Annotated in this window: 15 protein-coding genes; 10 read left to right on the top strand and 5 right to left on the bottom strand. The window is 69.0% G+C overall.

The window, feature by feature from the left end:
* Nucleotides 1-78: 78 nt before the first annotated feature.
* From FB547_RS20625 to FB547_RS20585, 9 genes are all read left to right on the top strand, one after another.
* Nucleotides 79-504 carry a DUF1801 domain-containing protein gene (locus FB547_RS20625; protein WP_145745472.1) on the top strand — a complete coding sequence of 142 codons (426 nt, stop codon included), beginning with the start codon at nt 79-81 and terminating at the stop codon, nt 502-504.
* A gap of 9 nt (nt 505-513) precedes the next feature.
* Complete coding sequence (locus tag FB547_RS20620; RefSeq protein WP_145745471.1) at nt 514-1,032, top strand: C40 family peptidase; 519 nt, start codon at nt 514-516, stop codon at nt 1,030-1,032.
* Nucleotides 1,033-1,163: 131 nt separating this feature from the next.
* Nucleotides 1,164-1,571 carry a hypothetical protein gene (locus FB547_RS20615; protein WP_145745469.1) on the top strand — a complete coding sequence of 136 codons (408 nt, stop codon included), beginning with the start codon at nt 1,164-1,166 and terminating at the stop codon, nt 1,569-1,571.
* Nucleotides 1,572-1,701: 130 nt separating this feature from the next.
* Nucleotides 1,702-3,768, top strand: a complete 2,067-nt coding sequence (locus FB547_RS20610; protein ID WP_145745468.1) for a carbon starvation CstA family protein — start codon at nt 1,702-1,704, stop codon at nt 3,766-3,768.
* 7 nt (nt 3,769-3,775) lie between these two features.
* Nucleotides 3,776-3,982, top strand: coding sequence for a YbdD/YjiX family protein (locus FB547_RS20605; RefSeq protein ID WP_015866757.1), 207 nt, complete (start codon nt 3,776-3,778; stop codon nt 3,980-3,982).
* 230 nt (nt 3,983-4,212) lie between these two features.
* Entirely contained in the window at nt 4,213-6,372 is a 2,160-nt protein-coding gene (locus tag FB547_RS20600; RefSeq protein WP_145745466.1) for a TonB-dependent receptor, read from the top strand.
* A gap of 119 nt (nt 6,373-6,491) precedes the next feature.
* Nucleotides 6,492-6,911 carry a sel1 repeat family protein gene (locus tag FB547_RS20595; RefSeq protein WP_145745465.1) on the top strand — a complete coding sequence of 140 codons (420 nt, stop codon included), beginning with the start codon at nt 6,492-6,494 and terminating at the stop codon, nt 6,909-6,911.
* A gap of 124 nt (nt 6,912-7,035) precedes the next feature.
* Nucleotides 7,036-7,368, top strand: a complete 333-nt coding sequence (locus tag FB547_RS20590; RefSeq protein WP_145745463.1) for a DUF1161 domain-containing protein — start codon at nt 7,036-7,038, stop codon at nt 7,366-7,368.
* 13 nt (nt 7,369-7,381) lie between these two features.
* Nucleotides 7,382-8,218, top strand: a complete 837-nt coding sequence (locus tag FB547_RS20585; protein ID WP_145745461.1) for an alpha/beta hydrolase — start codon at nt 7,382-7,384, stop codon at nt 8,216-8,218.
* 18 nt (nt 8,219-8,236) lie between these two features.
* Here the strand turns inward: FB547_RS20585 and metC are convergent, their stop codons facing one another.
* From metC to FB547_RS20565, 4 genes are all read right to left on the bottom strand, one after another.
* Nucleotides 8,237-9,439, bottom strand: a complete 1,203-nt coding sequence (gene metC / locus FB547_RS20580; protein WP_145745459.1) for a cystathionine beta-lyase — start codon at nt 9,437-9,439, stop codon at nt 8,237-8,239.
* A gap of 35 nt (nt 9,440-9,474) precedes the next feature.
* The gene (locus FB547_RS20575; RefSeq protein ID WP_145745457.1) at nt 9,475-10,485 is read right to left on the bottom strand and encodes a Bug family tripartite tricarboxylate transporter substrate binding protein; all 1,011 of its coding nucleotides are present in this window, start codon (nt 10,483-10,485) and stop codon (nt 9,475-9,477) included.
* Between the two features lie 59 nt (nt 10,486-10,544).
* Nucleotides 10,545-12,131 (bottom strand): rhodanese-like domain-containing protein, encoded by a 1,587-nt coding sequence (locus tag FB547_RS20570; protein WP_145745456.1) that lies wholly within the window; start codon nt 12,129-12,131, stop codon nt 10,545-10,547.
* A gap of 87 nt (nt 12,132-12,218) precedes the next feature.
* Nucleotides 12,219-12,809: a mercaptosuccinate dioxygenase gene (locus FB547_RS20565; RefSeq protein ID WP_145745454.1), complete on the bottom strand. Its 591-nt coding sequence runs from the start codon at nt 12,807-12,809 to the stop codon at nt 12,219-12,221.
* Between the two features lie 106 nt (nt 12,810-12,915).
* On the opposite strand from FB547_RS20565, the gene FB547_RS20560 reads away from it, so the two are divergent.
* A complete protein-coding gene (locus FB547_RS20560; protein ID WP_145745453.1) occupies nt 12,916-13,794 on the top strand; it encodes a LysR substrate-binding domain-containing protein in 879 nt (292 codons plus the stop codon).
* A gap of 4 nt (nt 13,795-13,798) precedes the next feature.
* Here the strand turns inward: FB547_RS20560 and FB547_RS20555 are convergent, their stop codons facing one another.
* On the bottom strand, nt 13,799-14,629 hold the full coding sequence (locus FB547_RS20555; protein WP_145745451.1) for an urease accessory protein UreD: 831 nt from the start codon (nt 14,627-14,629) through the stop codon (nt 13,799-13,801).
* Nucleotide 14,630: the final 1 nt, after the last annotated feature.

The raw sequence follows: 14,630 nt of genomic DNA, 5'->3' as shown, positions 1-14,630 counted from the left end.
GTGCCGGCCCTCTGCGCTTTGCATTGATTCGATGCATGGCTATCCTCCACGGTCATTGCAAATGAAGCACCTTCAGACATGAAAAAGTCGGACGCGAGTAGCCCGGACCAGCCGGCATCGGCGCTCATCTCGAAAAGAATCGCCGAGCTCGGCGGCTGGCGCGGCGAAACGCTGGGCCGCATGCGCAAGCTCATCCAGCAGGCAGACCCGGAGGTCGTCGAGGAGTGGAAGTGGATGGGCACGCCGGTGTGGTCGCACGGCGGCATCATCTGCACGGGCGAGTCCTACAAGGACAAGGTGAAGCTCACCTTCGCCAAGGGCGCGTCGCTGCCCGACCCGGCCGGCCTTTTCAATTCGAGCCTGGACGGCAACATGCGCCGTGCGATCGACATCTTCGAAGGCGAGCAAGTCGACGCGGCCGCTTTCAAGGCGCTCGTGCAGCAGGCGGTCGCGCTCAACGGTGCCGGCAAGACGAAGCCTGCGAAGAAGACAGCCAAGTCCTGAAGGAGCCGCATGTCCGATGCATCCGTCCCCACGCCGCGCCCCCGCATGCCGCTTCTGCTTCTTCGGCTGCTTCCGATCGGCGCCTGCCTGCTGGTGCTGGGCTGCGCAGGCCCGCGGGCGCCAGAGTCCGCGGCCGCCTACGGACCCCCCGCGCTGACGGCCGAGCAGTCGAGCAACGTCGCGATCCATGCGCTGGGCCTGGTCGGCACGCCGTACCGCTACGGCGGCAACACGCCGGAGGGCGGCTTCGATTGCAGCGGCCTCATCGGCTACGTGTACAGAAGCAGCGCGGGCCAGGCCACGCCGCGCACGGTGGCGCGCATGGCCGGCTTCGGCCGTCCCGTGCCCACGTCCGAACTGCGCTCGGGCGACCTGGTGCTCTTCGGTGCCGCCACGCCTTCGCACGCGGGCATCTACGTGGGGGCCGGGCAGTTCGTGCATGCGCCCTCGACCGGCGGCGAGGTGCGGCTCGACCGGCTGGACGGCATCTACTGGTCGCGCCAGCCGATGCAGGCGCGACGGCTCTAGCGCCTGAAAAGCGCCACTCAATCCAACTCAACGGATCAGCGGAGCCATGGGCCTACAGGGATGCCTGCCTTGGGGCGGCCTGATCGGTGTGGCATGCTGTGCCGGTGTCACCGAACCTCGGAGAGGTCCCCATGAAAAAACTCATCGTCCTGGCCATTCTGGGCCTTGCCACCACGCTCCCGGCCCTTGCGCAGCGCGATCCCGATTCGTACGAGAACGACCGCCGCTATTGCGCCAGCGGCCGCTCCGGCGTCGACTTCAACACCTGCATGTGGCGCATCCAGCGCGACCGCGAGGAGCGCTATGAACGCCGCGAGCAGCGCGCCTACGAACGCGAGCAGCGGCGCGAATACGAACGCCGCGAGCGCTGGGCCGAACAGCCGCCGCCGCCGCCGGTCTACCGCCAGTGGGACGGCCCGCCGCCCGGCGAGCAGCCCCGGCTCAGCGACATGCAGCAGCGCGCGCTGGACAACTGCAACCTGCTGGCGCCGCGCGACCAGCCCCGCTGCCGCGCGACGGTGATGTCGACCGTGCGATAGGGCCGCAGCGTCAACCGGCGCTGAGGGTTTTCCATTACGCAAAGCCACGCACGCGGGCCGCGCGGTCCGACGGATGCGCCCGCGCGCGCCTGCGGCAAAACTCCCGGGTTCATTCCCAGGAGACATTCCCATGCACAGCATCCGCCGCCATCTGGTGTGGCTCGTCGTGGCCGTGGCCGGCGCATTCGCGCTGGGCACCGTGGCCCTCACGCGCGGTGAAAGCGTCAACGCCCTGTGGGTGGTGACCGCCGCGGTCTGCACCTACCTGATCGCCTACCGCTACTACAGCCTGTTCATCGCCGAGAAGGTGCTGGGGCTGGACGGCAACCGCAAGACGCCGGCGCACCGCCACAACGACGGCCTCGACTACGTGCCAACCGACAAGAACGTGCTGTTCGGCCACCACTTCGCGGCCATTGCGGGCGCCGGTCCGCTGGTGGGCCCGGTGCTTGCCGCGCAGATGGGCTACCTGCCCGGGCTGCTGTGGGTGCTGGCGGGCGTGGTGTTCGCGGGCGCGGTGCAGGACTTCATCATTCTCTTCATCTCCACGCGGCGCGACGGCCGCTCGCTCGGCGATCTCGTCAAGCAGGAGATGGGCACGGTGCCCGGCATGATCGCGCTGTTCGGCACCTTCATGATCATGATCATCATCCTCGCGGTGCTGGCGCTGATCGTGGTGAAGGCGCTGGCCGAATCGCCGTGGGGCACCTTCACGGTGGCGGCGACCATTCCGGTGGCGCTGTTCATGGGCGTGTACCTGCGCTTCATCCGGCCGGGGCGCATCGGCGAGGTCTCGCTGATCGGCTTCGTGCTGCTGATGCTCGCCATCTTCGGCGGCCAGGCCGTGAGCCAGGACCCCGCATGGGCGCCGCTCTTCACCTTCGACGGCAAGGCGCTCACCTGGATGCTGGTGGGCTACGGCTTCATCGCCGCGAGTCTGCCGGTGTGGCTGCTGCTGGCGCCGCGCGACTACCTGTCGACCTTCCTGAAGATCGGCACCATCATCGCGCTGGCGCTGGGCATCGTGTTCGTCATGCCCACGCTGCAGATGCCTGCGCTCACGCAGTTCGCGAACGGCAACGGGCCGGTGTGGTCGGGCAGCATGTTCCCGTTCCTGTTCATCACCATCGCCTGCGGTGCGGTGTCGGGCTTCCATGCGCTGATCTCGTCAGGCACCACGCCCAAGATGCTCGACAACGAGCGCCATGCGCGCTTCATCGGCTATGGCGGCATGCTGGCCGAATCGTTCGTGGCGGTGATGGCGCTGGTGGCCGCCTCGTGCATCGAGCCCGGCATCTACTTTGCAATGAACAGCCCGGCCGCGCTGGTGGGCAGCACCGCGCAGCAGGCCGCGCAGACCATCTCGAGCTGGGGCTTCGTGGTCACGCCCGAGATGCTGATGCAAACCGCGAAGGACGTGGGCGAAAGCACCATCCTCGGCCGCGCAGGCGGTGCGCCGACGCTCGCCGTGGGCATGGCCCACATCCTCCACCAGGTGATCGGCGGGCAGGCCATGATGGCCTTCTGGTACCACTTCGCGATCCTGTTCGAGGCGCTCTTCATCCTCACGGCCGTGGACGCCGGCACCCGCGCCGGCCGCTTCATGCTGCAGGACCTGCTGGGCAGCTTCGTGCCCGCGCTCAAGCGCACCGATTCGCTGCCGGCCAACCTGTTTGCCACGGCGCTGTGCGTGGCGGCCTGGGGCTACTTCCTCTACCAGGGCGTGGTCGATCCGCTGGGCGGCATCAACACGCTGTGGCCGCTGTTCGGCATCTCCAACCAGATGCTGGCCGCGGTGGCGCTGCTGCTGGGCGTGGTGGTGCTGTTCCGCATGAAGCGCGAGCGCTATGCCTGGGTGGCGATTGCGCCGGCCGCATGGCTGCTGGCCTGCACGCTCACGGCCGGCTGGCAGAAGATCTTCTCGCCCGATCCGAAGATCGGCTTCCTCTCGCATGCGGCCCGCTACACCGAAGGCCTGGCCAACGGCGTGCTGGTGGCGCCGGCCAAGACGCCCGAGGCCATGTCGCGCATCGTCTTCAACGACCGGCTCGATGCGGCGCTGTGCGCGCTCTTCATGTTCGTGGTGCTGAGCGTGCTGGTCTACAGCATCAAGGCCTGCCTCGCGGCACGGGCGGCCCACCGGCCGACGGCGCAGGAGACGCCGTTCGAACCGCTCGCAGCATCGGCCACGCGCTGAGCACACCATGGCTCTCGCATTGCCGGAAGCCGGGCGCTACTTCGCGCGCTCGCTCAAGCAGTCGCTGCGGCTCATGGTCGGGCTGCCCGACTACGACGCCTACCTGACCCACATGGCGGCCACGCACCCCGAGCAGCCGCCGATGAGCTACGAGGCCTTCTTCCGCGAGCGGCTCGAGGCGCGCTACGGCGGAGGCAAGGGGCGCTGCTGCTGAAGAGGACGGCAGCGCCACGCGCAAACCTCGCGGCCTTGTTTACAATTCCGCGGTTCGCGCGAAGCGAACTTTTGTTGCAGGAAACGCCGGCCATGCGCTGGCGCGGCCCCGGCAAAGGCACCCAACCCAGATTTTCTCCAGGCAGGGCGCATGCGGTTTCCCCATCGATCGATGGGAGAGGCGGCATGGCGCTTCGCGATTCCAAAAAATCGCCCTGAGGGAAATTCTCCATGTCCGCTCGCCCGCCTGCCGTGCATCGCCGCCTTCGCCGCACGCCGCTCTTCCTTGCCACCCTTGCCGCGCTGCATTGCGCGGCCCAGGCCCAGACGCCGGCCAGCACGCTGCAGGAGATCATCGTCACCTCCGAGCAGGAGCCCGGCTATGCCCCGTCGGTGGGCAGCACGGCCACCAAGGGCAGCGCGCCGCTGCGCGACATTCCCCAGGCGGTCAACGTGCTGCCTGCGCAGCTGCTGCGCGACCAGGGCGCAACCTCCATGCAGGACGCGCTGCGCAATGCGCCCGGCGTTTCCTTCAATGCCGGCGACGGCCAGCGCGACCAGGTGGTGATCCGCGGCTTCACGGCCATCGCCGACTGGTTCGTGGACGGCGTGCGCGACGACGCGCTGTACTTCCGCGACTTGTCGGACACGGAGCGCATCGAGGTGCTCAAGGGCCCGGCCGCCGTGCTGTACGGCCGCGGCTCGTCGGGCGGGCTGATCAACCGCGTGACGAAGAAGCCGATCTTCGAACGTCCCTTCGGCGAAGTGTCGCTGGGCCTGGGCACCCACGACTTCAAGCGGCTCACGGCCGATCTCAACCGCCCTATCGGCGAGAACATGGCCTTTCGCCTCAACGTGGCGCGCGAAAAGTCGGGCAGCTATCGCGACCAGCAGTTCATCGACCGCTACAGCATCGCGCCCTCGCTGGCCATGAAATTCAGCCCGCAGACCGATCTGCTGCTGCAGTACACCAATGCCTACGACCAGCGGCTGACCGACTTCGGCATTCCGGCGCTCAACGGCCGCCCGGTGAACGTGCCGATCGGCACCTACTACGGCTCGGCCTTCGCGAAGCGCGACGACACCACCACCACGCGCGTGCAGTCCTTCACCGCCACGCTGAACCACCGCTTCAGCGACACGCTGAGCCTGCGCAACACCACGCGCTATTACAGCTACAAGCTCGACCGCTTCAACACCCTGCCCAGCGGCACCACCGACCCGGTGCGCATGACCGTGGGCCGCACCCGCGGCTTCGTCGACCGCGACGAGAGCGGCTGGTTCAACCAGACCGACCTGACATGGCGCAACGAGCTCGGCGGCTTCAAGCAGGAATGGCTGATCGGCGCCGAGCTGGGCAAGCAGGACAAGCGCGCGTACACGGTGTCCTCGGCCACCGGCTTCGAGCGCGTGAGCATCCTGAACCCGGTCTCCGCGCCGCCGCCCATTCCGCTCGCCAGCTACCTGGCCAGCAGCGCGATTCCGAGCAACACCGCCTTCAAGACGGCTGCGCTCTATGCGCAGGACCAGATCACGCTGGCGCCGCAGTGGAAGGCGCTCGTCGGCGGACGCTACGACGACTTCCGCCAGGAGACTTCCTTCGAGCGCACGCTGGCCCCCTTCTCGCGCACCGACCGCAAGTTCAGCCCGCGCGCGGGCCTGGTCTGGCAGCCGAGCGACTCGCAGTCCTACTACGTCTCGTACAGCCGCTCGTTCCAGCCTTCGGCCGAGACCTTCGCGCTGTCGGCCAACAACGCGGCCAACGATCCCGAGATCACCGTCAACAAGGAGATCGGCGCCAAGCTCGACTTCCTGGACGGCGCGCTCAACTTCACGGCCGCGGTCTTCAACCTGGAGCGCTCGGGCATCAAGAACACCGATCCGTCCAATCCGGCACGGCAGATCAACGTGGGCACGCAGCGCACCAACGGCATGGAGCTGGCGCTGGCCGGCAAGCTGCCGGGGCGCTGGGACGTCAGCGCGGGCTACGCCTACCTGGACGGCCGCATGGTCAAGTCGCTGGCCACCGTGAGTTCGCTGCAGCTGCCCGTCGGCGCCGCGATGCCGGTGCAGGGCAAGGTGGCGCCGCTCACGCCGCGGCACTCGGCCTTCGTGTGGCTCATGAAGGACCTGGGCCATGGCCTGAGCGCGGGCGGCGGCGTGAACTACGTGGCCGCGCGCTATGCCTCGCTCAGCAACCTGGTGACGCTGCCTTCGTACGTCACGGCCGACCTGGCCGCGAGCTACAGGACCGAGCGCTACGAGCTCTCGGTCAACCTGAAGAACATCACTGGCCGGAAGTACTACGTGTCCGCGCACGGCAGCGTCGACAACCTGATCATGCCGGGGCCGGGACGCGAGCTGCAGGTGGCGCTGACCGCGAAGTTCTGAAGAGGACGACTCGCAAGGGCTCAGGCCCCGGCTGAGCCTGGCTGCGCGAAATCCAGTTTCTTTTTGCAAGCGCCTGCTGCCACGATGGCCTCCACGCAACTGAATGGTGGAGAACGCCGATGGCATCCGAATCGAATCAAATCGCAAGCTGGTCGCTGCGCTGGCGCATCGGGCTGTCGGGCGCCCTGTGCCTCGCGGCGGCGCTTTCCGCGGCGCAGCCGCCCGATGCGGGCGTCGTGCTGCATGCCGAGCAGCGCTTCCAGCTGGCACTGGAAGCGCAGGCTGCACGCGACTACCGCTCGATGCTCGAACAGCTTCGGCAAGCGGCGGCCGAGGACCACGCCGAGGCGCAGGAGATGCTGGGCATGGTGCTGCTGGCGGGGCCGACGCTCTATGGCTCCGCAGTCGAGGCCGACCGCTGCGAGGCCCGCGAGTGGATGCTGCGCGCCGCCGCGCAGGGCAGCGAGACGGCCAGGGTCCAGCTCGCGTTCCTCAACAGGCTGCGCCAATCCCCGGCCGGCAGGAACGCCTGCGGCTGAGCCTGCGAATGCGCTGTGCGGGCGGTGACGCCTGGTTACCGCATGGTGCGCGAGGATGCGTCGCTGGAAAATGAAGGGCTAGACTCTTCGTTTGCCATACCCTCCGCTGCGAGGCCGATTCATCATGAAACCCTGGTTGATTCCCATGGCGCTTGCCCTCGCGGGCGCCGCCCACGGCGCCGAAAACTGCGAAGCCCTGCGCACCCAGATCGAAGCGAAGATTGCCGCGGCCGGCGTGACGCGCTTTACCGTCGTCACCGTCGATGCCAATGCAGAAGCGGCCGGACAGGTGGTGGGCAGCTGCGATCTCGGCAGCAAGAAGATCGTCTACCAGCGCGAAGGCGCACCCGCAGCAGGCGCGGCCCCGGCGCGCCCGGGCGCGGGCCCGGCCGACGAAGAGATACTGACGGAGTGCAAGGACGGCACGGTGTCCGTCGGCGGCGACTGCAGGAAGTAGGCGGGAGCACACCTTGTCATCTTCCAAAGCCTTTCGCATCGCGCTCTCGGCCTCGGCCGCCGCCATTGGCGGCATTGCGGCGTACTGGACCCTGCTGGCCGCGCGGCAGGGGCACATCCTCTTCAACGTCCGGAAACTGCCGGTCGTCCACCTGTCCGACGATTTCTCCACCTACTCCCACACCGTGCCGGGCGGCATGGTGCGCGGCTATGTCTATCACCCGCAGGGCGAAGACGCGCTGCAGGACCTGTTCATCTATTTTGCCGGCCGGGGCGAGGACGTTCGCGCCACCGCGCAGGCGCTGCACTGGCTGCCGGAGGGCTTCGGATTTGCGGCCGTCAACTACCGCGGCGTGGCCGACTCCGAAGGGCATCCCTCGGAGATCGCCTCCGTGGCCGATGCGATCCAGTTTGCGAACCACCTGCGCAAGGCCTTTCCGCAGGCGCGCCTGCACGTGGTCGGCCGCAGCCTCGGCACGGGCGTGGCCATCCAGCTGGTGGCGCAGCAGGACTTCTCGAGCCTGCAGCTGGTCACGCCCTACGACTCGATGCTCGAAGTGGCCAAGAGGCGCTTTCCGCTGGTTCCGCTGGCACTCCTGCTGCGCCACCGCTTCGACTCGCTCACGCACTGCAAGGAAGTGGCCGCGAAGACCCAGGTGCTGCTGGCCGAGCGCGACGACGTGGTGCTGCCCGAGCGCTCGCAGAAGCTCATCGCCGCCTGGCCCACGCCCATCAGCGTGCAGACCGTGCCCGGCTCCGACCACCACAGCATCATGGGGCTCGAAGCGACCTGGCTCCATCTGGTCGACTTCGCGCTGACGGCCATTCTTCCCGAGCCGGTCGCGGCCTGAGCCGCAGCGCAGCTGCCTTCAGCCGGCACCCAGGACCGCGAAGCCGCCTTCGAGATCGCGCAGCAGGTCCGAAGGCGCCTCGAGCCCCACGTGCAGCCGGATGACCGCGCCGCGCGCGCTCCAGTCGGTCACGCTGCGGGCCGCGCGCATGTCGGCCCAGGCCACCAGGCTTTCATAGCCGCCCCAGGACGAGCCCCGGCCGAACAGCGACAGCGCATCGACGAAGCGCTCGACCGCGGCGTTGCCGATGCCCGGCTGCAGCTCGAACGAGACGAGCCCGTTGGTGCCGCGGCAGTCGCGCTGCCAGAGCACGTGGCCCGGATGCTGCGGCAGCGCGGGGCAGAACACGGCCGCCACCTCGGGCCGCGCCTGCAGCCAGTGCGCCACCTCCATCGCATGCCGCTCGTGCATCTGCAGCCGCGCGGACAGCGTGCGCATGCCACGCAGCACCAGCCAGGCATCGTCGGGACTCACCGTCATGCCGAAGGCGTCGCAGCGCTCGTTGAGCGGCTGCCAGGCTTCGCGCGTGGTGGCGACGGTGCCCATCATCACGTCGGAGTGGCCCGAGAGGTACTTGGTGGCGGCCATCAGCGAGATGTCGGCGCCCAGTGCGAGCGGCCGGTATTGAACGCCCGAGCCCCAGGTGTTGTCCGCGGCAACCAGCGCGCCGCGCGCATGCGCCAGTTCGGCCAGCTTCGGCAGGTCGCACATCTCGTAGACCAGCGAACCGGGGCATTCGGCATACACGAGCTTCGTGTTCGGCTCGAACAGTTCCTCGATGCCGCTGCCGTCCGCGGCAAAGAAGCTGCAGCGGATGCCGTAGGGGTCGAGGAAGGAATGCACGAGCTTGCGCGCCGGCTCGTACACGCTGTCCGACATCAGCACGTGGTCGCCGGGCTTCAGATACGACAGCAGCACCATGCCGATGGCGGCAAGGCCGGTGGGAAAGAGGCGCGTGCGGTGGGCGCCTTCGAGCTCGCTCACCGCATCTTCGAGCGCGAAGGTGGTGGGCGTGCCGCGCGCGCCGTAGCTGAAGGCGCGCTCTTCGCCGCGGCGCGCGCGCGTCTCGCGCATCGCGGCCACGCTGTCGAACAGCACGGTGCTCGCGCGCACCAGCGGTGTGTTGACCGGCGAGCCGCCGAAGTAGGCCGGAGCCTTGCCGGCGTGGGCGAGCCGGGTGTCGAGGGACTGGCCTGCGGTGTCTTTGGGCGAATCGGACATGGTGTGTTCCAGCGGGCACGGGCCTCTATGGTGCGTCAATCCGCCTTTGCGCCCGACAGCTTGACGATGCGCGACCAGCGGTCGATGTCCTGCCGCAGCTGCGCGGCGAAGGCTTCGGGCGTGTTGGCGACCACCTCGCTGCCGCCGTCGTTCACGAGCTTGGTCACTTCGGGCAGGCGCAGCGTGCGCACGATGGCTTCGTTCAGGTAGGCCACGCGCTCGGGCGGCGTGCCGGCTGGCGCGAAGAAGCCGTACCAGTCCTCGAAGCGGGCATTGGCATAGCCCAGTTCCTCGAGCGTGGGCACCTTGGCGAACACGCCGATGCGGCGCGGGCTGGTAACGGCCAGCACGCGCAGCTTACCGTTCTGCACCATGCCCGCGACCGAGGAGGTCGAGGTCACGAGCACGTCGACCTGCCCGCCGAGCAGGTCGGTGAGCGCGGGGCCGGCGCCCTTGTAGGGCACGTGCGTCATGTCCACGCCGCTGTCCTTCTGCAGCACCACGCCGACCAGGTGCGAGAGCGTGCCGTTGCCCGGCGTGGCATAGGTCACCTTGCCGGGGCTGGCCTTGGCACGCGCGGCCAGGTCGGCGAAGGTCTTGTAGGGCGAATGGGCCTCCACCACCAGCGCGAGCGGCGCCGCGTTGATCTGCGTGATCGGCATGAAGTTCTTGATCGGGTCGAAGCCGGGCGCCGAGTAGAGCGAGGGGTTCACCGCCATGATCGATACCTGCGAGGTCAGCACCGTGTAGCCGTCGGGCTTGGCCTCGGCCACCGACTTGGCGCCGATGTTGCCGCCCGCGCCGCCGCGGTTGTCCACTACTGCGGCCTGGCCCATGATTTCCGGCAGCCGCGTGGTCACCAGCCGGGCCGTGGCGTCGTTGCCGCCGCCCGGAGGAAAGGGCGAGACGAACTTCACGGGCTGCGACGGAAAGCCGTTGCGCGCGGGCAGCGGCTGGGCCGCGGCAGGCTGCAGGGCCATGGCCGCGAGCCATGCGGCAGCGACCGAAAGACGGGCAAGGCTCGGAATGCAAAAGACAGACGACATGACGGGACTCCTGGAATAGGAACTGACAACGACGAACGGAGAAGGCGAAACCGGGGGAGCTAGGCGTGCCGCGCGGCGGAAGCGGCCGGCAGCCGGAATGCCGAGCGCTCCTGCGCGTCGAGCTGCGCGACCAGGCCGGTCTCCCAGGCCAGGTAGCGGCGCGCCGCTTCCTTGTTGCCGTCGTGGCGGTCGTGCACGAAGAACAGGTAGTCGATGCAGTCCGCGTCGGCGGGCAGGGCGGGCGTGGCTTCCACCGGCAGGCCCGCGGCGCGCCATGCGGCCATGCCGCCCTCGAGCCGCAGCGGCGCGGGCGAGCGGCCGGCCAGCTCGGACGCCGCAGCCCAGGCGGCGAGCGCATCGTCGTCGGCCACCAGCACGAGCTGGCGCGTTTCGGACTTCAGGTCGTTGGCCAGGCGCGGGCGTATCGACCAGCGCGCCTGCGGAATGTGACCGGCGCGGAACTGCATGCTCGGGCGCAGGTCGACCAGCGCCACGTCGCCTTGCGCAAGGCGGGCGGCCAGCGCCTGCGCGTCGATCGTCGCCAGCGCGGGCGCGGGCGGCACGGCGGCGGGCGCCAGCGACAGCCCGCTCGCAAGCCCGCCTTCGAGCACGCTCGCCTCGTGGCCCATCTGCCGCAGCCAGTGCGCCACGGTGGGTGCGCGCACGCCATCGTTGTCGAACAGCACGAGCCGCGCGCCGCGCACGCCGAAGTACTGGTCGCCGGCCTGCATCAGCTGCCCGCCCGGCGTGTGCTGCGCACCGGGCAGCGTGCCGGCCGCGAATTCCTCGGGCGTGCGCACGTCGCAGAGAAACAGGCTGCGGCTGGCGTCGCCGGCCCACTGCAGCACGGTCTGCGCCGTGACCGTGGGCACGCCGAAGCGCTCGGCCAGCGCCTTGGCGGCCGGCCGCAGGTCGGTGTTTCCGCTGTCGTCCGCATAGCGCCGCGTGCTGCCGTGCTCCAGCGCGTGGTCGTTCAGGTACCAGCCCTGCGTGCCGTTCTCCAGCGCGTAGACGGGGTTGGGCAGGCCCAGGTTGATGAGCGTCTGCGCGCCGATGATGCTGCGCGTGCGGCCCGCGCAATTGACGACGATGGGCGTGGTGGTGTCGGGCACCAGCCGGCGCACGCGGTAGGCGAGCTCGCCGTTGGGGCAGCAGGTGGCCGTGGGGATGTTCATCTTGTGGAACTCGCTCACCGGCCGGCCGTCGAGCACCACCACCTTCTCCTTGCGCGCGAGCATCTCGGCCAGCTGGTCGGCGCTCACGCGGGGCGTGTGGTAGGCCTCTTCGGCCAGTTCGCCAAAGGTCTTCGAAGGCAGGTTGACGCCCGCGAAGAGCGCATGGCCCGCGGCCTTCCAGGCGCGGGTGCCGCCCTGCAGAACGTGCACGCCGGTGTAGCCCAGCACCGCGAGCCGCCGGGCGGCGCGCTCGGCCACCTCGCCTTCGCCGCCGTCGTATGCCACCACCCGCACGCTGCGGCGCGGCACGAGGCGCGGTGCATCGAGTTCGAGCCGGCTGAAGGGCAGGGGGATGCCGTAGAACAGGTGCGCCTCGCCGTACTGGCCGTGCTCGCGCACGTCGAGCAGCGCGATCTCGCCGCCGTCGTGCAGCCAGGATTTGAGGGTCTTCGGATCGATGAAGGAGGTCATGGGAAGCAAGCCGTTGGAACGAACGCGGTCCTGCGGGGCCGCGCGCCGCACGGTCCGCATGAACGAAGACGAGGTTGAAAGAGGGGTCTAGCGGCGCGTCTGCACGCCGATGCCCATCGTCTGGTACGTGCCGGCTTCCAGGTCGTACGCGGTGCGCTGGTTCAGCGTCTCGAGCGCCCGGCCGTACATGTGCAGGTGCCGGATGACCTGGTCGCCCTGGATCTCGACCGAGTGGATGTCCTCGGGCATCAGCGCAATGCCCTGGCCGGGCGCGACCACGACCAGCGCGGTTTCCTCGAGCTTGCCGACGCCCGGCACCGAGCCGTCGTCGCGCCGCTCGTACACGCGGTTGTGCTCGGTGCCTTCCACCGCGGCAATGCAGGCCCAGGTGGTGTGGTTGTGCGGCACGATCTTCTTGCCCGGCCGCATCACGTTGAGGTAGAGCGCGTAGCTCTGGTCCGGGTCTTCGGCAATCAGGTAGCGGGCCTGGTGCTCGCCGGCCTCGGGCGCCGGAAAGTCGGCGGCGCCCCAGTAGTCGGTGCGCGCGGCCAGCCCTTGCAGCGCTTCGAGCACCGCATCGAGCTTTTCTCGGGTTGGTTCAGCGCCGCCAATGGCTTTCTTCATCCGGGCGATGGACGCGGCAACCGCCTCGCGGCGTTGGTCGGACAGGGTGCTCATGCAGATTCTCCAGTGGGGATGCTTGTCGTGGTTGCATTCACTGTAGTGACCGGGGCGTGACACGACAATCCATCTCGCGCAAGAAATACATCAATAAAATTAATGTATGTCCACGCTCGATCTCGAACTGCTGCGCTCCTTCGCGGCCGTCGTCAGCCACCACAGCTTTGCGGCGGCGGCCGTGCACCTGGGCCGTACGCAGTCGGCCGTCACGCAGCAGATGCAGCGGCTCGAAGAGCAGGCGGGCCACGCGCTGTTTGCCAAGCAGGGCCGGCAGAAGCGCCTTACCGAGCATGGCGAGCGGCTCCTGACCTATGCGCACCACCTGCTCGCGCTCAACGACGAGGCACTGCGCAGCCTGCGGCAGGGCGAGCTCGAAGGCAACCTGCGCATCGGCGCGCCGCACGACGTGGCCGAGACCATGCTGCCGCTGCTGCTGACCGAGGTGGCGCGCACCTCGCCGCTGCTGCAGCTGGACATCCACATCGGCCGCAGCCCCTACCTCATGACTTCGCTCAAGAGCGGCGAGGTCGACATGATCATCTCCAACCGCGCCGATGCGCAATCGCAGTTCGAGGGCGTGGTGCTGCGCAACTCGCCCACCGTGTGGCTGTGCGCCGCGAGCTACGTGCACGACCCGGCCAAGCCGGTGCCGCTGATCATGGCCGACGGCCCGAGCATCTTTCGCCGCATCGGCCACGAGGCGCTCGATGCTGCGGGCGTGGCCTGGACGCCGCGCTACACCTCGTCGAGCCTGATCGGCATCAAGGCCGCGCTGCGCGCCGGCCTCGGCGTGACGGCGCGCGGCGTGGAGCAGCTCGACGCCGGCCTGCGCGTGCTGGGCGCGGGCGACGGCATGCCGCGCCTGCCCGACCTGGCCTACTACCTGTACGTGCGCAGCCACGTGGTGAACCCGGTCACGCGGCAGGTGTTCGAAACCCTGAAGAAGCACCTGCGGCTGCCGCGCACTGACATGCCGGCCTGAAACGCTAGGTCGCCCAGATGCGCGGCGAGCTCGCCGGCAACTGCCACAGCTCCGCGCGCCATGCCTGCCACACCTGCCGCAGCAGCTGCATCGCGGGCTCCACCACGGGCGCCAGTACGCGCAGCACGACGATCTCCGCATGCGGGCTGGTTGCGCCGGCGCTCTGCTGCAGCCCGTGCGCATCGATGGCGGTGCGTGCGAGCGCAAGCAGTGCCTCGCGCCGCGCCCGCGCGGCCGGCGAGCCCGACACGAAGAACAGCGACGCGATGCAGCGATGCCCGCCGAAGCCCAGCGGGCTCTGCAGCAGCCGCTGGTCCGCCGCGTCGATGCGCCCGCGCTCCAGCCAGACGCCCGGCACTTCGATGTGCTGCAGGTAGGTGCCGCGTTCGAATGGCTGATTGGCATTCGGCAAGCCGAGGGCCGTCACGTCCCAGCCGATCATCTCGGCGCCGGGCTCGGCCTCGATGGTGAGCCGGTTCTCTGCGCGGCAGCCGCTGTAGCAGATGGCCTCCAGCGGCAGCCACTCGAGCCGCGCGCCCTTGGCAAGCCGGATGCGCGTGCGCTGCAGCGCGAGTTCGCCTTCGGAGCGGTAGAAGCGCGAGGCGCCGGGCGTGGTGATGAGCCCATGGCTTGCGCCGGCTGCCTCGATGTCGATGTCCAGCGTGTCGCCGCCCACCAGTCCGCCCGGCGGATGCACCAGCACGTTGTGGCAGATCGCATCGCCCTCGGGATAGAGGCTCTGCAGGATGCGCAGCGGCCCGTCATGGCGAAAGCGCGCGACGCTGCGGGCGGCTTCCTGTCGGTAGTCGAGATGAAGATGGGCGTGCCAGGACATC

It is taken from the genome of Variovorax beijingensis (assembly GCF_007828835.1).
Lineage (GTDB): Bacteria > Pseudomonadota > Gammaproteobacteria > Burkholderiales > Burkholderiaceae_C > Variovorax > Variovorax beijingensis_A.
Note: the sequence above shows the minus strand (reverse complement) of the source record. Positions and strands in the feature narration are given on the sequence as shown.